At 53.6% G+C, this 20,906-nt stretch carries 16 protein-coding genes and 1 pseudogene; 9 read left to right on the forward strand and 8 right to left on the reverse strand.

Annotated elements, in window-relative coordinates:
• Window positions 1–144 precede the first annotated feature (144 nt).
• The 4 genes from ACYAR8_RS18315 to ACYAR8_RS18330 all read left to right on the forward strand — a co-directional run bounded on the left by ACYAR8_RS18315 (window position 145) and on the right by ACYAR8_RS18330 (window position 5,309).
• Entirely contained in the window at window positions 145–1,185 is a 1,041-nt protein-coding gene (locus ACYAR8_RS18315) for a hypothetical protein (RefSeq protein ID WP_463580647.1), read from the forward strand.
• Between the two features lie 247 nt (window positions 1,186–1,432).
• Window positions 1,433–1,537, forward strand: coding sequence for a transposase (locus ACYAR8_RS18320; protein ID WP_463580648.1), 105 nt, complete (start codon window positions 1,433–1,435; stop codon window positions 1,535–1,537).
• A gap of 165 nt (window positions 1,538–1,702) precedes the next feature.
• Complete coding sequence (locus tag ACYAR8_RS18325) at window positions 1,703–3,202, forward strand: ATPase domain-containing protein (protein WP_463580649.1); 1,500 nt, start codon at window positions 1,703–1,705, stop codon at window positions 3,200–3,202.
• Between the two features lie 55 nt (window positions 3,203–3,257).
• Window positions 3,258–5,309 (forward strand): ATP-binding protein, encoded by a 2,052-nt coding sequence (locus tag ACYAR8_RS18330; protein WP_463580650.1) that lies wholly within the window; start codon window positions 3,258–3,260, stop codon window positions 5,307–5,309.
• A gap of 304 nt (window positions 5,310–5,613) precedes the next feature.
• On the opposite strand, the pseudogene ACYAR8_RS18335 reads toward ACYAR8_RS18330, so the two are convergent.
• Window positions 5,614–5,976: pseudogene (locus ACYAR8_RS18335) on the reverse strand (methyl-accepting chemotaxis protein); the annotation flags it as partial.
• A 136-nt stretch (window positions 5,977–6,112) separates the two neighbouring features.
• Here ACYAR8_RS18335 and ACYAR8_RS18340 point away from each other — a divergent pair.
• Window positions 6,113–7,732, forward strand: a complete 1,620-nt coding sequence (locus ACYAR8_RS18340; RefSeq protein WP_463580651.1) for a methyl-accepting chemotaxis protein — start codon at window positions 6,113–6,115, stop codon at window positions 7,730–7,732.
• Window positions 7,733–8,544: 812 nt separating this feature from the next.
• Here the strand turns inward: ACYAR8_RS18340 and ACYAR8_RS18345 are convergent.
• The 7 genes from ACYAR8_RS18345 to ACYAR8_RS18375 all read right to left on the reverse strand — a co-directional run bounded on the left by ACYAR8_RS18345 (window position 8,545) and on the right by ACYAR8_RS18375 (window position 12,653).
• A complete protein-coding gene (locus tag ACYAR8_RS18345) occupies window positions 8,545–8,745 on the reverse strand; it encodes a ribonuclease P Rpr2/Rpp21/SNM1 subunit family protein (RefSeq protein ID WP_463580652.1) in 201 nt (66 codons plus the stop codon).
• A gap of 870 nt (window positions 8,746–9,615) precedes the next feature.
• On the reverse strand, window positions 9,616–9,999 hold the full coding sequence (locus ACYAR8_RS18350) for a WYL domain-containing protein (RefSeq protein WP_463580653.1): 384 nt from the start codon (window positions 9,997–9,999) through the stop codon (window positions 9,616–9,618).
• Window positions 9,881–10,222: a hypothetical protein gene (locus tag ACYAR8_RS18355; protein ID WP_463580703.1), complete on the reverse strand. Its 342-nt coding sequence runs from the start codon at window positions 10,220–10,222 to the stop codon at window positions 9,881–9,883. The genes ACYAR8_RS18350 and ACYAR8_RS18355 overlap by 119 nt, the downstream gene beginning before the upstream one ends.
• A complete protein-coding gene (locus tag ACYAR8_RS18360; protein ID WP_463580654.1) occupies window positions 10,215–10,361 on the reverse strand; it encodes an HTH domain-containing protein in 147 nt (48 codons plus the stop codon). Before ACYAR8_RS18360 ends, ACYAR8_RS18355 begins: the two co-directional genes overlap by 8 nt.
• A gap of 274 nt (window positions 10,362–10,635) precedes the next feature.
• The gene (locus ACYAR8_RS18365; protein ID WP_463580655.1) at window positions 10,636–11,055 is read right to left on the reverse strand and encodes a hypothetical protein; all 420 of its coding nucleotides are present in this window, start codon (window positions 11,053–11,055) and stop codon (window positions 10,636–10,638) included.
• 448 nt (window positions 11,056–11,503) lie between these two features.
• A complete protein-coding gene (locus ACYAR8_RS18370) occupies window positions 11,504–11,950 on the reverse strand; it encodes a GNAT family N-acetyltransferase (RefSeq protein WP_463580656.1) in 447 nt (148 codons plus the stop codon).
• A 121-nt stretch (window positions 11,951–12,071) separates the two neighbouring features.
• Window positions 12,072–12,653 carry a LysE family translocator gene (locus tag ACYAR8_RS18375; RefSeq protein WP_463580657.1) on the reverse strand — a complete coding sequence of 194 codons (582 nt, stop codon included), beginning with the start codon at window positions 12,651–12,653 and terminating at the stop codon, window positions 12,072–12,074.
• Window positions 12,654–14,374: 1,721 nt separating this feature from the next.
• Here ACYAR8_RS18375 and ACYAR8_RS18380 point away from each other — a divergent pair.
• The 4 genes from ACYAR8_RS18380 (at window position 14,375) to ACYAR8_RS18395 (ending at window position 20,792) form a co-directional block, all read left to right on the forward strand.
• Entirely contained in the window at window positions 14,375–15,286 is a 912-nt protein-coding gene (locus ACYAR8_RS18380) for a LysR family transcriptional regulator (protein ID WP_463580658.1), read from the forward strand.
• 145 nt (window positions 15,287–15,431) lie between these two features.
• Window positions 15,432–18,110, forward strand: a complete 2,679-nt coding sequence (gene acnA / locus ACYAR8_RS18385) for an aconitate hydratase AcnA (RefSeq protein ID WP_463580659.1) — start codon at window positions 15,432–15,434, stop codon at window positions 18,108–18,110.
• A 247-nt stretch (window positions 18,111–18,357) separates the two neighbouring features.
• Window positions 18,358–19,410, forward strand: a complete 1,053-nt coding sequence (locus ACYAR8_RS18390; protein WP_463580700.1) for a lactonase family protein — start codon at window positions 18,358–18,360, stop codon at window positions 19,408–19,410.
• 59 nt (window positions 19,411–19,469) lie between these two features.
• Window positions 19,470–20,792 carry an MFS transporter gene (locus ACYAR8_RS18395; protein WP_463580660.1) on the forward strand — a complete coding sequence of 441 codons (1,323 nt, stop codon included), beginning with the start codon at window positions 19,470–19,472 and terminating at the stop codon, window positions 20,790–20,792.
• Window positions 20,793–20,906 lie beyond the last annotated feature (114 nt).

The following is a 20,906-nucleotide window of genomic DNA, read 5'->3' on the forward strand; positions in this document are numbered from 1 at the left end:
TAATAAAGACTACATAAACCCTACGCGGCAAGAGAAGCTAGCCAGCGCTAGAGCCTCAGATTTCGACGGCCTGGCACAGGCTGTTGGAGACGTTTCTCGGGAGCAAGACGCAGTTACTACTCCAACCAACAATAAGAGACCATCATGCACCCATCCTTTAAGATCACCGGTATATTCCTAGCCGCCGCTGTTTCAGCCTGCTCAGCCGTCCACCATCAATCTGATGGTGCGTCTGATCCCTTGGTCATAGCTAAACAGGGTAGTTTCTTCGTGGGTGGCCAGGAGATTAAGGATAAAAATCTTTCTCTACTTCCCCGTTATGCGCCTGAAGGCGGAGGAACTGTTTCCGTCAATCAAATGTATGTGCGATACCAAACTCCCGTAGCGGCTAAGAAAACTCCGCTCGTCTTGGTGCACGGATGCTGTCTAACAGGTAAATCCTGGGAAGCAACGCCCGACGGTCGCATGGGTTGGGACGAGCTGTTTGTAAGGCGTGGTTTCTCCACCTATGTCATCGATCAGGTATCTCGTGGCAGGTCTGCCTCTACGGTCTCAGATGTTGTCAAAGTTAAAGCTGGACGTGCCAGCGCTGAGGCCCTGCCTCAGGTTTTCAATGCCGCGCATGAAAGCGCATGGCAGCTTTTCCGGTTTGGGCCTGAATATCCAAAGACATTCGCAAAAATGAATTTTCCGCTGGAGGCCCAAGGAGAATTTTGGAAGCAGCTCGTACCTGATTGGTACAACGCGCTGCCGGTGCCAAATCCAACCGTGCCCGCGCTTTCGCTACTCGCAACGCAGCTCAACGGCGCCATTTTTATCAGCCATTCACAATCAGGCATCTACCCATTCCAGGTAGCCGCCGCAAACTCCAAAAATGTCAAAGGCATAGTCGCTATCGAACCGGGCGCCTGTCCTTCTCCGACCTCAGATATGACTCCCTATGTGGGCATGCCAATATTGATTTTATGGGGGGACAATACGGAGAAGTCCCCCTTGTGGGCACCACGACCAAAACAGTGTGCCGAGTTCGTCGCTGCCGCTAATCGCGCTGGGGCGAAAGCCGAGTCCATTATGCTCAGCGACATTGGAATGCCGGGCGCGACCCATATGTTGATGCTCGACAAAAATAGTGTCGAGATTGGTGAATGGCTCGCCGACTGGATTGTAAAAAACACAGCCCCTTGAGTGGCAAAGGATGCTCGTTAGACTACCCGAACTCTTGGTTCTTCATTATTTAAAATCAAGAATTCGGGCTGGGAAAGTTGATATTTGCCAGACTGGCGGAGGAAGCGCATTTTAGTGCGCTTAATCGTCTGCAAACCTAGCTTGTGTGTAAGCGTCCGGCGAAGTCACCTACCCGATCCACGCGATAGGGGCGATGCTCTCCACTTAACAATACGTGGACACCATCGCCCTTATCTTCAGGATTGCCATGCGCCAAAGAACTTCTTATCCCAAACCTTTCAAAGCCCAAGTCGTCCAGGAATGCCTGCAACCTGGCTTGTCCATGGCCAGCGTAGCCCTGCGTCATGGGTAAGCGTATGGCGAAGTCACCTTGCATAGTCAAGGTCTTCGTATGTCCCCTCACATCTGACTTTTTTGGTTGCTGGCCGGCATCATATGGCGGTAGCGAATGGCAGGCCTCATACTCGGCCAGACGCACTGTAGCCCTCCTTACTCGGCAGTTACTCTAGAGGTTCAAATGGCTCAACCACGCCCTATCGTCTCGACTGGAAATGTCGGGTTTGACTCTGTCCTGAAAGGTGGGCTACCAAGCAATCGTCTTTATTTGCTTGAGGGTACGCCGGGTTCGGGAAAGACAACGCTAGGGTTACAGTTTCTGCTGGACGGGGTTGCCGCTGGCGAGCAAGTGCTATACATCACCCTTTCTGAAACCAGTGAAGAGCTTGACAGTGTTGCGCACTCGCACGGCTGGTCGCTGGACGGCATTGATTTGTTTGAGTTCTCTTCTACTGAAGAGGTCTTGGGTGAGGACTACGAGCAATCAATCCTTCACCCTTGGGAAGCAGAGCTTGGAGACACCATCAAGCTTATCCAGCAGCGCGTTGATAAGCTCCAACCCAAGCGTTTGGTTTTCGATAGCCTTTCCGAAATGCGCCTTCTGGCCCAAGACCCTCTGCGTTATCGCAGGCAGGTGTTAGCGCTCAAGCAATATTTTGCGGGTCGAGATATCACAGTCCTGTTAGTGGATGACCTGACGGCATCCAACGGCGAGCTAGACAACCACTTGCACAGCCTCTGTCACGGTGTGATCACTCTAGAGCGACTGACGCTGGATTTCGGAGCCGCGCGAAGACGCCTCCAAGTGCAGAAGCTACGTGGTGTAGATTTCATCGCGGGCTTTCATGATTTCACGATTCGTAAAGGTGGTCTTGAGGTTTACCCACGCCTGATAGCCTCCACGCATCATGTAGGATTTAAAGCGGAGGCTGTCGCAAGCGGAGTCAGTGAGTTAGATGATCTACTAGCCGGAGGGCCGTTGAGGGGTACGAGTACGCTCGTCACCGGCCCTGCCGGCTCAGGGAAGACCACAATTTCGCTGGCGTACCTGAGCGCTGCATGCCGACGGGGTGAGAAATGCACCATCTACGAGTTTGACGAGCGGATCGGCACGCTGATCTCTCGTGCAGACGGCATGGGCATGGATCTGAGCCGCTACGTTTCAAGCGGTCAGTTGGTTATTCAACAAATAAACCCAGCAGAGATCTCCCCCGGTGAGTTTGCTTGGCGTGTCCGAGCCGAGGTCGAGCAGCGTGGCAGCTCCATGATTGTCGTTGATAGCCTCAATGGCTACATGGCAGCAATGCCACAGGAACAACAACTGATTTTGCAGATTCATGAGCTGCTTTCCTATCTTAGCCAGCTCGGGGTAGTGACCTTCCTGATCAATCCTCAGCATGGGTTGGTCGGCTCTATGTCCACTAATCTCAATGTTTCCTATGTGGCGGACACCGTTATCTTGATTCGCTTCTTCGAAGCTCAGGGCCGACTGCGCAAAGCGATATCTGTGCTCAAACATCGAGGTGGCGCACATGAGGATGCCATTCGAGAGCTTCGTATTGATTCAAGAGGGGTACGCGTTGGCGAACCGTTGTCCAATTTCCGAGGGGTTCTGACTGGAACACCCGAGTATTTTGGCGCCGATGTTCCGCTCATGGAAGGTCGAAAGCGTGTTGAGTAAGCGGCTCGCCGATGACAGAAGATTGTTGGCTGTGGCTCCTTTTAAAGGAGACGCGTTGAGTCTGAGCAAGTTATTTGGCGATAAATACCCAGTCCGTATTCATCACGACCTGGTCTCTCTGTCGTTAGCACTGGGTGAGGATACTGGGCTAGTGATACTCACAGAGGAGTGTCTGTCTGGAGATGTGGAGAGCCTCGCAGGCGCCCTGAGTAACCAGCCGGGCTGGTCTGAAATACCCATCATATTGCTTGCATCTAGCAACGGACGCTCGGGAAGAGACACAGAGCTAGCAAGGCGCCGCCTACCTAAATCGGCAGGTCACGTGATCGTTTTGGAAAGGCCTCTTAGCTCAACATCACTCTTGAGCGCTGTAGGTGCCGCGTGGCGCTCTCGTGAGCGCCAATTTGAAATGCGCGAAAGTTTGGATCAACTTGCAAAAGAGCGCAGTCGCCTGAGCATCCTGCTCGAAAATATTCCCGTTGGAGTTTGTTTCATGGACACGGACGGGGCTTCAGTCATCAGCAACCCTCTATATCGCCAGTACGTACCTGGAGGTCTCATCCCCTCCAAGCAACCAGACGGAGCGGCTCGGTGGGTCGCGCTGGATGACCAGGGGAAAATGCTTGAGCCTCAGATGTTCCCGGGTGCTAGAGCATTGAGAGGCGACCCTGCGACGGGAGTAGACTTCTACCGCAGGCTCGACGGCATGCAAGAGTCTTGGATGAGGGTGAGTGCTGTGCCGCTGTATGATGAAACCCATCAGATCATCGGTGCCGCATCGGTCATTGTGGATATTAACGAAGAGAAGCAGGCTGAGCTAAGTCTTCGGCGGTTTAATGAAGAGCTGGAAACTCAGGTAAAGTTGCGTACTAAAGAGCTGAGTCAGGCTGTTGATCTGCTGCAATCAGAAAGTGCAGAAAGAGCCCGCGCCGAGGATCAACTGCGACAGTCCTTGAAAATGGAGGCGGTGGGTCAGCTCACGGGTGGCATTGCACACGACTTTAATAACATGCTCACCGGCGTGATCAGTGCGCTGGACTTGATTAAAGTGCGCATGGCCAAAGGAAGAGTCGATGGCGTTGAGCGATTCATGGATGCCGCGCTGAGTTCAGCGCAGCGAGCGGCGTCGTTGACACACCGATTGCTGGCCTTCTCCCGACGCCAATCACTGGATGCCAATGCGGTTTCTGTCAATCATTTGATAGGATCACTTGAAGACCTGCTTCGAAGAACCGTGACAGAGCAGATTATACTCAAGCTAGACCTATGTGCCGACGAGCCTTGGGTATTGGTCGATACGAACCAATTAGAGAATGCGATTCTTAATCTGGTCATTAATGCCAGAGACGCCATGCCCAATGGCGGAACGATATCCATCGTGACGCAGGTTGAGCCAATACTTGAGCTGAGTACTAATGCTATGGTGACGATACAGGTCAGAGACACTGGCTGTGGTATTGCACCTTCGCTCCTGGAAAAGGTGATGGAGCCATTCTTCACCACAAAGCCCATCGGACAAGGGACGGGCTTGGGATTATCCATGGTGTATGGGTTTGCTAATCAGAGCAAAGGCAGCCTTTCCATCGACAGTGCACTGGGCGTTGGTACAACCGTCTCAATCTCTCTGCCAGAAAACATGAAGTCCGAGCTTGAGAAATCCAGGGATTGCGAAATTGCCGCCATGGGCCAGGGCCAGTGCATCCTCTTGGTCGAAGACGATGATTCTGTGCGATTAATTAACCAGGACGTTCTTGAAGAGCTTGGTTATCGAGTATATGTGGCACGGGACGGTGAGGAGGCATTGAGAGTATTCAATGATCTGGCAGATATAGATCTTCTTCTCACAGACGTAGGTCTGCCTGGCATGAATGGTCGTCAGTTGGCTGAGGTTATGCAGCAACTGAAACCGCGTCTGCCCGTGCTTTTTTTGACAGGTTACGCAGAAGGCGCCTTGGCTAGGGCGGACTTCCTAGGCCCGAGCATGCAGCTTTTGACCAAGCCATACACCTTGGATTTATTGGCTAGTCGAGTAGCGAGCATGCTGGCTGAGGATCAGTTCGTCTCTGATAATTTTGCCGGCTCAGGGTCGATTGCGGGCTCCTATTGACGCTGGGAAACACGGTGTCCATACCTTTTTTAGGATGTGGTAATGCAAAAAAGCCTCGCATTGCTAAGCAGTAAGCGTCGGCCATTACACCTTTTCTGAACACACTCAGTCAGGCTAAATATTGAGATTAGTCGTGTGTACTTTGTAAATTCAGTTTCGCTAGACAGCTAATGTTTGAAACAACCATTCATTACGCTTCAGGCAATCCCGGTTTTTCAGAATTGCCTGGCGATGCGAAAATTTGAGCATTTTTGGCACGTTGCTTTTCAGTGCTGGCTTACCCTCAGTACTCTTAAAGCTTTTGTCACACAACAAATCTGTTAACCAACTGATTCAGGTTCACGGCCAGTTTTGGCATTTCACCGCATGCACTTGCTGTCTGGCTGGCACCCGCGGCGCTCTGAGTTTCCAACTCGCGAATACTGACGAGATTGCGGTCAACCTCGCGCGCAACATGCGACTGCTCCTCAGAGGCCGTGGCGATCATGAGATTACGCTCGTTGATCTGAACAATGGCGCTGGCTATTTGATCCAGCGAGGTACTGGCCTCCTGGGCGACGCCAAGTGATTCGGTCGCTAGGTCTCTGCTCGTATTCATCGCCTTCACGGCCAGATCAGAATCGTTCTGAATGTCAGCGATCATCTGCTCGATTTCCTGGGTCGATAGGCACCCTGCGCCACCATGAAGCATGGTTGGCAGCGCCAAGGCCGATGCTACTTTCGATTACATCCTTAAAGTTTACAACGTTGTTGCCGATAGTCTGTTTAATCTATCAATAACCATTGGAAAATAGGAATTTCGTATGCGCCTTAGAAATCTCAACGTAGCGCCTCGCGCCGCCCTGTTTTTCGCGTTGATTATTGGGTTAGTTTTTGTACTAGGCGTATTCTCAGTCCTGCAAATGGGAAAGCTTAGGGATTCCGAAAAAGACATCGAACTCAACTGGATGGCTAGCATCCGACAAACTGTATTGATGGATAAAGCGACACTCCGCCTTCGGCTCGAATCACAGCGAGCGTTTGCTGACCCTCAGTCTCTTCAAAAGAACCTTGAAAACTTTCCTGGTTACCGTAAAGCGTTCACCGATGCGGTGGCGGGTTATGAGCCTTTGATAGCCAGTGATAAAGAACGTTCGTTCTACACACCCGTAAAAAACAGTGCCGATGCCTACTCTAAAGAGCTGGATATTCTCGAACCGTTGCTGAGGAAGGGTGACATTGCTGCTGCGGTTGAGCTTGGAAAGACCAACATCCGCCCCTTGACGAATACCATGGAGCAGCAGATTAAGGAATTGACGAACTTTAACGACGAAGGTGCTGCACAGGCTGGGCAAAGCGCGACCGATCTCTACAACGGCGGCTTTTGGCTTGTTGTCGGCCTTATAATGGGCGTGGTCATCTTGACGGTTGGATTGGCATCATTGCTGACGAAAAGCATTACTTCTCCGATCAATGATGCACTGACTGTTGCTGAGCGTATAGCCGCCAGTGACCTCTCCAAAGAAGTGTTGGTCAGCGGAACTGATGAAGCAGGGCGACTGTTGAAAGCGCTCGCGCAGATGCAAAAAAACCTGCGCACTACGATCATGCAGATCTCCGATTCGTCCACCCAACTAGCCTCTGCATCGGAAGAGATGACAGCGGTCACTGAAGAGTCAAGTAGGGGGCTTGTCGCACAAAATGACGAGGTCAATCAAGCAGCCACAGCGGTCACCGAAATGAGCGCGGCAGTTGATGAGGTAGCTCGTAATGCGGAGTCAGCGTCCGAAGAGTCAAAGCGTACCCAAGGCTATGCCCAGGTAGGTTTGGAACGAGTCGCTCATACATTGAAGTCTATTCAAAAGCTAAACGGAAACGTTGAAAACACTAGTGAACAAATTCAAGGTTTATCAGATCGTGCTCAGAGCATCAGTAAAGTTGTCGAGGTGATTCGAGCGATTGCCGAGCAGACTAATCTGCTGGCATTGAACGCCGCAATCGAGGCCGCACGAGCTGGCGAGCAAGGTCGGGGATTTGCAGTGGTTGCTGACGAAGTAAGGGCATTGGCTCATCGCACCCAGGCGTCTACGCAGGAAATTGAGCAGATGATTGCGGCCATTCAGAACGATTCTGATCTGGCTGTTCAAGCCATGAGCATGAGCAGAGAGCTAGCGAACGAGTCGCTTGGCGTCGCTCAAGAGGCCAGTACCTCACTTGATCAGATATCAACGGCCATTTCTCAAATAAATGAACGCAACCTCATGATCGCGACGGCCTCTGAAGAGCAATCACATGTCGCCCGTGAGGTTGACCGAAATCTGGTCAGCATTCGCGAGCTGGCGACCCAGAGTGCTGCAGGTGCCAGCCAGACAGCTAGTGCGTGCGGTGAAATGTCAAAATTGGCTGTTGATCTGAATCAGTTGGTTAACCGATTCGTAGTGTGAATTAGGAGTTGCTTACCCAAGCTCCGAGCTTGGCGCGCTCTTGGCCTACTAGGTCTTCTAGGATTTAGAATAGCGGCGGCGTCGTGGCTGCATTGGAAGACCCGCTTAAAAGGCTAGAAATGGTGTCCACCCAAATTGGGTGGACACCATCACCTTTGGCATCGGCGCCAGGAAGGTGAGTTGGTCGGACGCTTACGCTTGTGTTCATATGGCTAATTTTTTCGTGCTGGCTGACTATATGCACAAGGGGTATCTGGCCACGGAGGTCAAGCAACTGGGGCATTCCCCGCGAAGAAGACAGCATGGACATGGCTTAAATGTTTTGCAGGCTCAGCCGCCACACGTCGCCAACCACTGCGAGACTCCAAATTTTGGTCAGTGATGCTAGTGCGCATTGGCGCGCATGACCGGGAGAGCCGAGCAAGCTGCAACTCGCGAGTCGCCGGTCAACCGCGCTCTCTATCTAGAATTTGATGGAGATCCGCCCACGGCATCTCCGCCACTTCGCCCTTAGCTTCGCAACTTGGCTCGTGTGGGAATACGTCCTCACAGAGCAAGACAGATTGCCCTCGCATGCACCCAGTGCGCACCACCAGCCCACCGACCAATGGCCAAGCGGATGACCATGCAATAATGCGTTGATTGCTATCCATATCCGGCGCTCCTTTTGCCAGTGATTAGCTCCATGCTTACCTAAGCTGCCTGCGCTGTCGACGCTCGAACAGGAACAGGTGCCCTCGAACGAGGTATACAGCCCTTAGTGGGGAGAAGCATCTTAACTGGGCTAACACTCGCGCGCTGGTGACTGGGCTTCAATGGACGTTGAGCTTTACGATCTTCCCGACTCGCGCGTCCTTCGTGTGAGTACGCATTTTTTCTTCAGCATCCTGAATTTTCTTCGCCAATTCCACCAGGCGTCTCGCTTCCTCATCCTGGCCAACCTCAGCTAGCCTCACTGCAGCGCTCAATAGAGATGTGAAAGAGTCGTGCAGCGTCTCGGCAACCTCAGTCATGCTTCTCACTAGGTCTGTAGTCGGGGAATTGGATTGCATGTGTTTGTCCACAAAGGGTCGCTTGGGTACATGAGGGGCTCCGATAAAGCTGTCAGAGCCGCATGGCCGGGACAGTTAGCAATCTGGTGCAGTCGCCTTGGTCAGACGTTGGAGTCATCAGCGTAAAGCAGTTCGCGCGCTATTCCGAGAAGACTATTCATAACGACCCTGCTGGGAGCCAGCTCATTCAACGAGGGGCTAGGGTCGGATGCTGTTGGTCGGTTTCGCTGATAGGAATGATGATGGCCTAGCAAGCTACGGCAAGAAAACGTACTAAGAATTGGCTGTGCATATTAATGAAGGTCTGGTTGGCCTTTCTGGTCGAATCCCGCCTCTTCATGAAGGCAGCCTATTCAAACATACGTTAGTTCGGCGTCATTTGCGCATCATAATAAAAAAGCTGTAGAACTGTCCGGTTCCGCTACGCTAAACATGAATATTGAGAGTACAAGAGGAGGATCGTCATCATGTGAGGCGATTACTTCTGTTAATTGGGCCGATAGCCGGTGGGAAGACATCGATCTCTGCGGCACTGCAGACCCATCTTAATTTCATACCCATCAGCAGTGGCGCCTTGCTCCGCGCCCGATACGCTGCCGGTTAAAAGCCAGCTGACCGTCATACCCTCCAAGAGCTTGGTGACACTTTAGATCGAACAACTGATTTCTCTCTGCTGACCGAAGCCGTGGCACAGCCAGTCATGGCAGCTCGCCCAAACGTCCAAAATGGGCTGGCGGATGCCGTGCGCGTACCCGGGCAGGTGGAGGTGTTCAGGCTTCACTTTGGCGATGTGTTGAGGCATGTACACATCGCAGCACCTGAGGCTGTTCTTCAATAGAGGTAAGTAGAGCGCGGCCCGAAGCTGCTCGAAGAATACCAAGCGTGCGTTCTGCATCCCAACGAGCAGAGTGCGCGTTCGCTGGCAGAGGGCCGCGCTGACCGGGAATTGCTCCTCAAAAACTCGACAAGCTTGATACGATCTTCACGAAATACACGAAATTCCTCACGCACCTCACACCATGCGATCACGACCTGGCATCCCGTGATATAGCCCATCATGAACGGCCGAAGTGTACGGCGCGTCTCAACACCGCTTTTATCCTGGTAACGGATAGCGATCTTGCGGCTTTTCGCGGCACCAGCGTCTAAGCTTTCGAAAATCCATATTGCTGCGGCATGCCTCGTGCCGGGGCAATGTGACGACAGCAGGATCATCGACTAAACACTTCAAATCGTGCGGCATTACGGCTGCTACCTTTGCTGAGACGGAGAGAGCAGCACGGGACAAATCTCTGTCGCCATTAGCAAAGACCCATTGAGCCCCGAGTTTAACCGCCTCCACCACGTCAACATTGAGCATCAGCGGCGGTAGATCGAAGCCGCGCTCGAGGACATAGCCGATCCCGGCCTCGCCGCGAATCGGCACGCGTCTAGCCATGCGCAGCGATGTCCCGGTAGATCGTCCGCTTTCCGATTTCCAATTCTGTAGCGATTGAGTCTGCCGTGAGTGGCACGTTCGACTGGCGAAGAATTTGAATAATCTCGAACAGACGATCGGCTCGCCGAATAAGTTTCACCGCATGGCTACAAGGATTGAACTGGAAATTATGCTTCCAATAATCAACATCGGCACGGTGAGAATTGCATAAGCATAAGCATAATGAAAAACGGATTGATCGCAATGTTGGTAGTCGTTGTGCCTAGATAACCGATCCCAACGAGTGCGCCCAGAAAGAAGGCGTCACTTTGACTGTCGATACCGAGGCACTGCAGCAAGATTGCTGTGGTGACAATGCTTACAAAGCTACACAGGAAGGGGCCAGCGATCAAGCAGGCTGGCGCCTTGGAAGGTCATTCGTCCAACCCCATTACGCTAGCGTAGCGACGACGAAAAAGAACGGTGTACCAAATGCCGCCCAGTATTAAATGGGCGACACTTGCGATCGAAACGGCGATCCAGCCTAGCTGTGAAAGGGCTGTAAGCATCTTTGATTTGGCTTGGTAATTTAGTGCGTTAATGTACATGTGGCCTGCTGACACCGTTGTGTCAGCATTCAAACGCGGCATGCTCGTAAGCTTTAAAGCTGCCAAATAAGTTGGAAGCCCTGACGATATGCTCTTCGAATCTATTAACAGCCTTGCTGCTAAACAACCGTTGTTGGCCGTCAGCGTGGTGCCTGCTGCTCCATTCTGCCGAACGAGCACGCCCAACGTGGAGGTGGCGGTGCTGCGTCGGGTGGTGCCGAACGCTAAGTACTGAAGAAACTCCACGCGCCGAAAGTCCGCTTCATTGGCCTGAGCAGGCGAGGGGATGCGAGAGATCACAGGCTGACTAATACCATCTTCTAAATCCGGTTATTCGGCCCTAGAAATCTTGGCACCACGCAGGTAGATAGCCGTGAGTAACACTTTGATCGCGCTTAACAAGACTGCTGCATTCAGGTTCAAACTTGAGTGCAGCCAATCCTCGGAAGCCGTTGAGCATGAACAACAAGGCCCGAGCATGGGATGGCGATAGATAATGATTTAGGCTTCCTGCTGCCAGTTAGTGAATGTGTTGAACCTAATCGTTCGGCCGGTCAGACCAATGCTGCTGATTCTTCGGAAGCGGGCTGTCCACGTGATGCCCTGACCGCTACCTCGCGAATAGACCCATATGAGCGATGGTCAGTGCTACCCAGGCTGCCCTTGAATAAACGTAACCCGCCGTCACGCTCCATCAAGCCAGATCTTTTTCAAAGTACACGCGCTTGAAGCCGTGCTCGGTGCGCAGCGCGACTTGAACATAGCCGAGCCTTGGATAAATCGAGAGGTTGTCGGTCATCTTCTCATTGGTGTAAAGACGCACCGCACTCATACCGAGCTGCCTGCCAGCGTTTTCACAAAAGCTGATCAGTAATTTACCAACTCCTCGTCCAGCGGCAGTTGGCAGGACGGCGACATTTTCCAGAAGGACATAACCGTCCTTTGCGTAGAACACCACGAAGCCCTGCAGGGCTGCGTCTTCACCCGTAGCCACGTACACGATGCCGGCCGCGATCTGGGCTGCATAGTCGGCGGTCATCGGCGCGGGCTTGCAGCCGATCTCAGGAATATAGCGAGCGTAGGCTTCTTCAGCGCATTCTCTGATAGCAGGCTCATCTTTTGTCTCGGCTAGCCGGATCATTAGGGGCTCTTTTTTCAGGGTGGAGGTGTGCGCTTGATACGCTGACAGAGCCTTAGAAGCGATGTCGAGGCCCCGCTTGTTACCCAATGCTGGGAATCATAAAACCCTGAATACCAGCCGCTTACTCGAACGCATTGACGCCCATCGCCATTCCAAAAACCATCAATACACAACCGGTGATCCGCTTGCCCCACACCGCCGCGCCGGGTTTGGCCAATCGGTCTGCCATCTTTTTTGCGGTTAACGCATAACTTCCGGATACTACGAATTTGATTACAACAAATAGCCCGATCAAGCTCAATAGCGTGCCGATATTGGCGTCCTGCGGTTTACCCACAAACTGTGGCAACAATGATGAGAAGAAGAGAATCGCCTTCGGATTGCTGATGCCGACCACGAATGACTTATCCCAGAGAGCCGAGATGCGTTCAGGAACCGACGGCTGGGTTCTATTGCGCTGACTGTTGCGGCTCAAACGAAGCTGCTCAATACCCAGCCACGGCAGGTAAGCCGCGCCAGCGAGCTTTATTGCCATGAATACGCCAGGGTTGGCCATCAATATGGCGTCGACCCCCAGCAGGGAGCAAGTCGCCAGAACTGCGATAGCCACCAGATCTCCAGTCAGCATCAGCACAGCGCGGGCCGGCCCGTGCATGAGCGCGTTGTTTATCAGAAAAATAGTCGAAGGCCCCGGTGAGCCCATTTGGACTACACAGCGATAATTGCAAACAGTAAATAATCAGGGAGTGACATGGAAAACCTAGCGTGCAATTCAGTGAGGAGATGCAGGTAGACTAGGCCGCAAATGGTCTGATCATTAGCGCCATATAACTGAAAGCGGTATGAACCAATATGAGCAAGGGCAGGGTGAAGCTGGCCATGGAGCTTCCTCTGCCAGCGGATGAGGCAACGGGCACGAAACAGGAGAGGCCTTATCTGGCAATACGGGATGCGATTCTAGGCGGACTCTTACAGGCTGGTGATCGATTGCCGTCGACCCGAACGCTTGGTCAGCGCTGGGTATTGCCCGGGGTACGCTGGAGAACGCCTTCGAGCGCTTGCAGCTTGAAGGATACATCGTCCGCTAGGTCGGCTCTGGCAGCCGAATCAGCGCCGTCATTCCTGACAGTTACCTAAAAGCTGTAACAGACTCCCGCGCCGTCCGCCCAAGCCCATCACCTAAAACTGCAACGCCACCAGTGCCACTGCCACTAGGCGCAGAGCATCGGGCGCAGGTCGGCGTCCCTTTCGTTGCACGCTTGGCCAATCCGCATCTGATCGTGCCCGCTGAGTGGGCATTACATCTACAGCGGGCCATGGCTGGACTGAAGCCGAAGCAGATGTGTAGCGCCCAACCAAAAGGCGCGCTGGAACTGCGTGAGCAGATAGCCCGGTACCACACCGACACGTATAAGGCCCTGCTGGGGTTTGGAAGGTAAGTTCGCCGGACGCTTACGTCGAACTGCCGAACTGCCGAACCCGCTGCATCGGTGGCGTGCTCCGGGGAGAAGCGAAACTCCCAACTATAGGGTTCTAGAAGCCAAAGATTACAGTGTGCGATCAAAGCCGTGCACGGGTCGGAACAGTGGAGTCTACGAGGCGGGGCGTGCTCTATAATTCACTAGCATAGGCTTCTGCAATGTTCGGTGAGGAAGGCGTAGGCCCGCGACAGCCGCTACCTTTTCAACCTCGGGCTGCGTCGAGGATGTCATGCAGCTCAACGCCACGGCGTCGAGCTTGAGACCCCATCGGCTCTGCGAGCCTCCCTATGAGTAAACTGCTTGTCACTCTGTGAGCCTAGTTGAGTACGCGCGCAGCTAGCGCACATCACCACCCCATCAACCAAAGCCCAAGAGGCACACCATGCGACCATCTGTTGATCAGTGTTCATCCAGAGCTTCCGTTGCTGACTGAGTTGGCACCAAACTAACGTCTCTACGTGCTGACGCATCCGCTCAGGCGAAGGCCCTCGAAAGAGTGGACGCTACGCGATTTGAGGGTAAGAACACCCGCGCTGGGGCGACGGTCTTGCTATCCCAACTCTAGTGTGGGCTCAGTTTTATGATCCTGCCGGTGCGCGCATCGTTCACATGCTTACGCATCTCGTCTTCAGCCTCCTGGATGCCTTTGGCCAAATCGATAAGATGCCTAGCTTCCCTATCCTCACCAGCCGAAGCGAGTCGTACTGCAGCGCTCAGCAGCGATGTAGAGGAGCTCCGTAGGGTCTCCGAGACTTGGCGCATGCTGCGGATGAGATCAGCGGTCGATGCATTGGTTTGTTCAGTTTTGGTCACGAGCCAATACCTTTTGGGCCAATATTGCATTGCTGATCCGCGATCCTATCAAAGCTCACTTTTACACCACCTGTACTAACATATCGCGTCCTAGGTCGCCGGCCACTGAACGACTCACCTATACGCTTCGATGAATCTCAAGGATATTCCCGTGCGTTATGATCTGACCAGTTTGGATATTTTCATCACTGTTGCTGAGGAGCGAAACCTAACGCGAGTGGGCCGTATGAAGCACTTAGCGGTCTCTGCTATCAGCAAGCGGGTATCAGAGCTTGAAGGTCAGATCGGAGCACCGCTTCTGGTGCGTAACGCGCGAGGCGTGGAGCTAACCCCGGCAGGCCAATCACTGCTTTTTTATGCACGCCAGGTTAGACAGACGCTCGCGCAACTTGACCACGAGCTTGGCGACTACGCGAGCGGTGTCAAAGGGCATTTGCGCATACACGCCATCACCTCGGCGCTTTCGCAGTTCCTTCCTCAGGACATTGCCGATTTCGTTTCGCTGTATCCCCAAATCAAGTTCGACATCGAAGAGCGTGTCGGCTCTGCCGTCATTCGGGCCGTAGCCGACGGTCGTGCAGATCTTGGCATTATCGCCAGTCAGACACCTGCAGAAGGGCTAGAGGCAATACCCTATCGCAATGATGAATTAACGTTGGTAGTACCCACTGGTCATGCGCTAGCGGGCCGCAAGTCCATGCGGTTCGAGGAGGTACTTAAGCATGAGTTCGTGGGCCCACACCTTGAAAGTTCGATGCATACCTTGCTAACCGCCGAGGCTGAGAAACTGGGTATGGTGCTCAAACTTCGAATCAGGATAAGCAGCTTTGACTGCATGTGCAGGATGGTCTCTGCCGGGCTAGGCGTCGCCATCTTGCCGCGTAGCGTGATCAACCAATATCTGCGCAGTCATAAGCTGAAAGCCGTGACGCTGGAAGAGCCGTGGGCTCGAAGGTCGCTCCAGTTGGTAGTCAAAAGATACGACACCGCGTCGTCTACCCTTAAAACGCTGATCGACAATTTGAAGCTCGCAGACGACTAACCAAGCGTTCTCCTTTGGAGAACGCAGCTATGGCGATTCATCAATTTCCAGTGGTGCTCAGTAGTCCTAGTATCGGCTCATCAGCGGTATGGATCGGCCAGCGACCGAGTCCCGCGACCATAATAAAAGCCCGAGCGATACGAGAATGACCGAGACTGCCTACGATCTCATCAATCATCTGGTGATCGACGACGAGCAATTCGCTTATGTCGACCTGGCCAAGATGCTTTCCTCAGCACAGCTATCGAAACTACCTTATTCGATCCGAATCCTGCTGGAGAACGTAGCCCGTTGCTCTCCTGAAGCATTGCCATCCGTTCTGGCGCGCGCCACTGGCCAAGGCCCCGACTGTGAGGTGCCATTTCAGCCCAATCGCTTGATGTTCCATGACACTACCTGTCTGCCGGCGTTGGCTGATTTTGCGGGCATGCGAGACGTTGTGGCTGAGCTGGGCGGCGATCCCAAAACGATGAACCCTCTCATCCCTGCTGTACTAACAATCGATCACTCGGTAATCGTGGAGCATTACGCAGAAGAGGATGCGGTTGAGCGAAATCTTGACATCGATTTTCGACGCAATAGTGAAAGGTATCGCTTCATCAAGTGGGCTCAAAAAAGCTTGACCAACTTCGGTGTCATTCCCCCAGGTACCGGCATCATTCACCAGATGAACATGGAAGCCCTCGCGCAGGTGGTGTGGGAGAGCACCACTGAAGACGGTCAGCGCCTGTTGCACCCAGACGACATGGTGGCGACGGACAGCCACACCCCAATGATCAACGCCATTGGTGTGCTGGGTTGGGGTGTTGGTGGCTTGGAGGGTCAGGCTGCCATGGTTGGCGAACCAGTCCCGATCAGTTTTCCGAAGGTCGTCGGTATTCGAGTCACCAATGCGATGCTTCCTGGGGTTACCGCCACCGACCTGTCGCTCCACGTGGCTGAGATTCTGCGTAAGCGCTCGGTCGTCGGCAAGTTTGTTGAGTTCACCGGCCCCGGTGTATCCGCTCTGAGTTGGGCTGCACGCGGCACTGTTGCAAACATGGCACCTGAATACGGCGCGACCGTGGTGTTCTTTCCATTCGACAACGAAACGCTTTCCTACCTAAAACTCAGTGGGCGCTCGCCGGAGCTGTGCCGCAAGGTGATCAGCTACATGAATGCTCAGCCGCTTTGGCGCCGCGATGAGCTGGTCGAACCCGAATTCGATGAGTTGATCAATTTGGATCTCGCTGACATCGAGCCGAGTGTCGCAGGCCCACACCAGCCCCATCAGCGTCAAAAACTTTCGAATGCTGCTGCCTCATTTCACCAGGAAGTAATGGGTGGCGGAAAGTTGATTACAGCGCCTGTACAACAGAGCTTTTTCGAGCCGTCTTTTGGCCAGTCGATTACCCATGGCGCCGTGGTGATGTCTGCCATCACCAGCTGCACGAACACTGCGAACCCTGCCCAAATGATTCAGGCCGGATTGCTGGCCCGAAAGGCTCGTGAGCTCGGTGTACAGCGCAAGCCTTGGGTCAAGACTTCCTTGTCGCCGGGCTCACGAGTAGTCGCTGACTACCTGAAAGAGGCGAATCTGCTAGAAGACTTTTCAGCGCTGGGATTCGATCTGGCGGGTTTTGGCTGCATGACCTGTATCGGTAACTCGGGCTCGCTCGAAGAGCACGTAGACACGTTCGCAGACCAAGGCTTGAAGGGCGTTGTAGTGCTATCGGGTAACCGCAATTTCGAAGGGCGGGTAAATCCGAAGATTCCAGCAGGTTATCTGGCTTCACCGGCTTTGTGCGTGGCCTATGCAATTGCGGGCACCATTGATATCGACCTCCAATCCGATGCGTTGGCGACTGATCGAGATGGGAATTTCGTGTTCCTCCGCGATCTGATGCCGTCGGATACACAGATTGCAGAGCAAGCAGCCAAAGCAGTGAAACCTGAGTTCTTCCAGCAGCGTCTAGCTAAGGTTTGGGATGGTACCCATCACTGGCAAGCCTTGTCGGCTGAGGGGAGCGTGCAATTTCCCTGGAGCCCCGACTCGACGTACTTGCGCCGGCCTCAATACCTGGCTGACATCGCTCGCGAGCCTAAAACAAGCTTGGCAATCAGTGGCGCTCGTACGTTGATGGTGCTGGGGGACAACGTCACCACTGACCACATTTCTCCAGCTTATTCGATTCCACCAGACAGTCTGGCAGGCCAGTGGTTGCTAGAACGCGGTGAAGATCCGGCTGACCTGAACCAATACTCCACCCGGCGCAGTAACCATGAAGTCATGCTGCGCGGAGCCTTCACCAACAAGTCGGTGAAAAATCTGCAGCTAGGTGAGAACCAGCCAGGGCTGGGAGTCTGGGCCTGGAACGCCGATCACAGTGCTTGCCTGCCTCTATACGAAGCAGCCAAAAGTTATGCTGCCCAGCAGACACCGATGGTTGTTTTCGCGGGAATCAATTATGGCGCAGGCTCCAGTCGCGACTGGGCGGCGAAAGCTCAGGCGTTACTTGGCGTCAAGGCGGTGGTGGCGCAGAGCATCGAGCGTATCCACCGTAGCAACCTGATTGGCATGGGGGTCATTCCGCTGCAATTTAAAAACGGGCAGTCGGTAACCGAGCTTCATCTTCAGGGCGACGAGCGCTTTGACTTCATAGGTTTGGATGACCTGGTTGTAGGCGACAACCGAGTGACTCTGGTTATCCATCGCGGCAATGGTGACCAGCAGCAGGTCGAGCTCGGTGTCCGTTTGGACTCGTTGCAAGAGATTCGTTACCTGATGCACGGCGGCGTTCTCCCGTTCGTCATACGCAAGGTAGTGGCGCGAACCAAGCACTGATCTGATCCCGGCTTCGCCAAGGGGCCGGACAAATGCGATTAACAATAAAAAGGACGCATCCATGCACGGCGATGATAAAGACGCAAGTACCCGCTTGCCTGATTTAAATGGCGCAACCCGCCGCACTGTACTCAAACAAATGGGCGCTGTAGCGGGTATTTCGGCTCTCGGAGCTCTGTTGCCCGCCGGTCTCGCTCAGGCGGCTAACCTTCTGAATAACAATACTGCATCAGGGAGAACTACCCCCATGTACGCCTATGTCGGGTCGCGCACTACTCGTGAGCGTAATGCACGCGGTGAGGGGATCACTGTCTACAAGGTCGACCAGGATGCCGGTACATTGGCGCTGGTGCAGGTCGTTAAGGATCTGGTCAATCCCTCATTCCTTGCTCTCAACAAGGCTGGAGACAGGCTTTACACGGTACATGGTGATCTGACTGAAGTGAGTGCGTTCAGCGTTGACAAGGGGACAGGCAAGCTGACATTCATAAATCGTCAAAGCTGTGCTGGCAAAAACCCGGTTCACTTGGCACTCGACCCTACGCAGCGCTTCCTGGTGGTGTCGAATCATATTGGTGGATCGCTCGCAGTTTTAAACGTTGGCGAAGACGGATCTCTCGGTAGCATCACCCAACTGCTCAAACTGGAAGGGCCGGTGGGCCCACATCGTGTTGAGCAACCCTTCTCGAAGCCGCACTTCAACCCGTTCGATCCTTCGGGCCAGTTCGTGCTGGTACCCGATAAGGGCCTGGACAGAGTGTTCAGCTTCAAGTTTGACAACGGCAAACTGTATCCCGCCGAACAGCCGTTCGTAGTCAGTCGCGAGGGCTCCGGGCCGCGTCACCTGGCTTTCCATCCAAAAGCGTCATTCGCATATGTGGTCAACGAACTTGACTCAAGCGTGACCGCGTATCGCTTCAATAGTCAAAGCGGCGCGCTTTCGCCGATCCAGATACTGCCGTCATTACCATCGACGTTCACTGGCAACAGCCGTGCTTCGGAGATCGAGATCGACCGCAGTGGCCGCTTCCTCTACGCCTCGAACCGGGGGTATGACAGCGTGGCGGTGTTCGCCATCGATCAGAGCAGCGGCATGCTGACCCCGGTGGAGTTCATGCCCACCGATGGCAAGACTCCGCGCTTTTTCACCCTCACACCCAACGAGCGCTTTCTGTTCGCGCTCAATGAAGACAGCGACACCATTATTTCAATGGCAACGGACGCCAAGACCGGTGCGTTGAGTAAGACCGGGTTCACGGTTTCTACCGGGAGCCCGGTCTGCATGATTTTCTCGGCCTGACCGGTCGACTCGTTCAATAATGAATGGAACAGGCCTTGGCCTGTTCCGATGAGGCCGCCATGAATAACAATAAGCCAGATGAAGCCGCCATCGTTCGCAAGGTTACTCTGCGCATCATCCCGTTCGTTTTCCTGCTCTACATCGTGTCCTATCTTGACCGTGCAAATATCGGCTACGCCGCCTTGCAGATGAATAAGGAGCTAGCCCTTTCGAGTGAAGCTTTCGGGTTCGTATCCGGCATCTTCTTCATCGGCTATTTCCTGTTTGAAGTGCCCAGTAATGTGATGCTGAACAAGTTCGGTGCGCGTGTCTGGATTGCTCGGATCCTTGTGACCTGGGGCATCATTGCGGCAATGACTGCCTTCGCGCAGACGGCTAATCAGCTATACGTCCTTCGCTTCTTTCTGGGCGTTGCCGAAGCAGGTTTTTTTCCAGGCATCATCGTGTATCTGACTTTCTGGTTTCGCTCTAAAGAGTTAGCCACCACGGTTGCACTGTTCACTGCTGCGATCCCGGTGAGCTATATAATCGGCGCTCCGATGAGCACCTGGATCATGGATAACATCAGCTGGCTCAATTGGAGCGGCTGGCGCTGGATGCTTTTTCTGGAAGGCATTCCTGCCGTCTTTCTGGGGGTTGCCTGCTACTTCTTTCTCACCGACAAGCCTGAACAGGCCAAATGGCTCAAGGCTGATGAAAAAGCCTGGCTGATCGAAGAGCTGGAGCGTGATCGTCAAGGTCGCAAGAACGTGAAGCGCCTCAGTGTGTTTAAGACGATGACCAACCCCAAGGTGTTGTATCTGAGCTTCATCTACTTCGTGTACCAATGCGGAAGCCTGGGTATTGGTTACTGGATGCCGCAGATCATCAAAAGCTTTTCGGCGTCCCTGACACACACCCAGATTGGCCTGATTGCCATGCTGCCTTACATCGTTGCAACTGCAGCAATGATAGCTTGGTCGCGTAGCTCCGATAAACGCAACGAGCGCAAGCTGCACTCTGCTATACCGCTGCTCATCGCGGCGCTCGGCATGGTAGGTGCAGGCTTGCTGGAAAACCCCTACATGGCGACGGTGATGATCTGTGTCGCGCTGTCTGGACTTTACAGCTTCAAATCTCCGTTCTGGGCACTGCCGACGCTTTTCCTCGACCGTACCACTGCTGCGGTCTCCATTGCCGTTATCAACTCCATCGGCAACTTGGGCGGCTTCGCTGGGCCATCGTTGATTGGCATGGTCAAAGGCAATAGCCAAAGTGCAGCCACCGGCCTGTTGTTCTTGAGTGCGTTGCTGGTCGCCGGTTTTCTTATGACCATCCTGATGCGTGTGAGCAACAAAGATGAACCGCAAATCGGCAATCCAGTGACACGCGAGGCTCACTGAGCCGAACATAACCGGCAGCACCCGTATCGGTGCTGCCATTACGGATATTCTAGATAGCGCAACAGCCGTCTTCCACAGCCAACCTGTGTACGAAGCTAATTCGCTCGCTGATAA

The sequence above is a fragment of the Pseudomonas sp. HP_01 genome, from assembly GCF_055284355.1.

Excerpts from the sequence above, each read along its gene's own strand:
- ACYAR8_RS18315 (WP_463580647.1), top strand. The coding sequence starts at position 145 with ATGCACCCATCCTTTAAGATCACCGGTATATTCCTAGCCGCCGCTGTT.
- ACYAR8_RS18320 (WP_463580648.1), top strand. The coding sequence starts at position 1,433 with ATGCGCCAAAGAACTTCTTATCCCAAACCTTTCAAAGCCCAAGTCGTC.
- ACYAR8_RS18325 (WP_463580649.1), top strand. The coding sequence starts at position 1,703 with ATGGCTCAACCACGCCCTATCGTCTCGACTGGAAATGTCGGGTTTGAC.
- ACYAR8_RS18340 (WP_463580651.1), top strand. The coding sequence starts at position 6,113 with ATGCGCCTTAGAAATCTCAACGTAGCGCCTCGCGCCGCCCTGTTTTTC.
- ACYAR8_RS18345 (WP_463580652.1), bottom strand. The coding sequence starts at position 8,745 with ATGACTGAGGTTGCCGAGACGCTGCACGACTCTTTCACATCTCTATTG.
- ACYAR8_RS18350 (WP_463580653.1), bottom strand. The coding sequence starts at position 9,999 with ATGATCCTGCTGTCGTCACATTGCCCCGGCACGAGGCATGCCGCAGCA.
- ACYAR8_RS18355 (WP_463580703.1), bottom strand. The coding sequence starts at position 10,222 with ATGGCTAGACGCGTGCCGATTCGCGGCGAGGCCGGGATCGGCTATGTC.
- ACYAR8_RS18370 (WP_463580656.1), bottom strand. The coding sequence starts at position 11,950 with ATGATCCGGCTAGCCGAGACAAAAGATGAGCCTGCTATCAGAGAATGC.
- ACYAR8_RS18375 (WP_463580657.1), bottom strand. The coding sequence starts at position 12,653 with ATGGGCTCACCGGGGCCTTCGACTATTTTTCTGATAAACAACGCGCTC.
- ACYAR8_RS18380 (WP_463580658.1), top strand. The coding sequence starts at position 14,375 with ATGAATCTCAAGGATATTCCCGTGCGTTATGATCTGACCAGTTTGGAT.
- acnA (WP_463580659.1), top strand. The coding sequence starts at position 15,432 with ATGACCGAGACTGCCTACGATCTCATCAATCATCTGGTGATCGACGAC.
- ACYAR8_RS18390 (WP_463580700.1), top strand. The coding sequence starts at position 18,358 with ATGTACGCCTATGTCGGGTCGCGCACTACTCGTGAGCGTAATGCACGC.
- ACYAR8_RS18395 (WP_463580660.1), top strand. The coding sequence starts at position 19,470 with ATGAATAACAATAAGCCAGATGAAGCCGCCATCGTTCGCAAGGTTACT.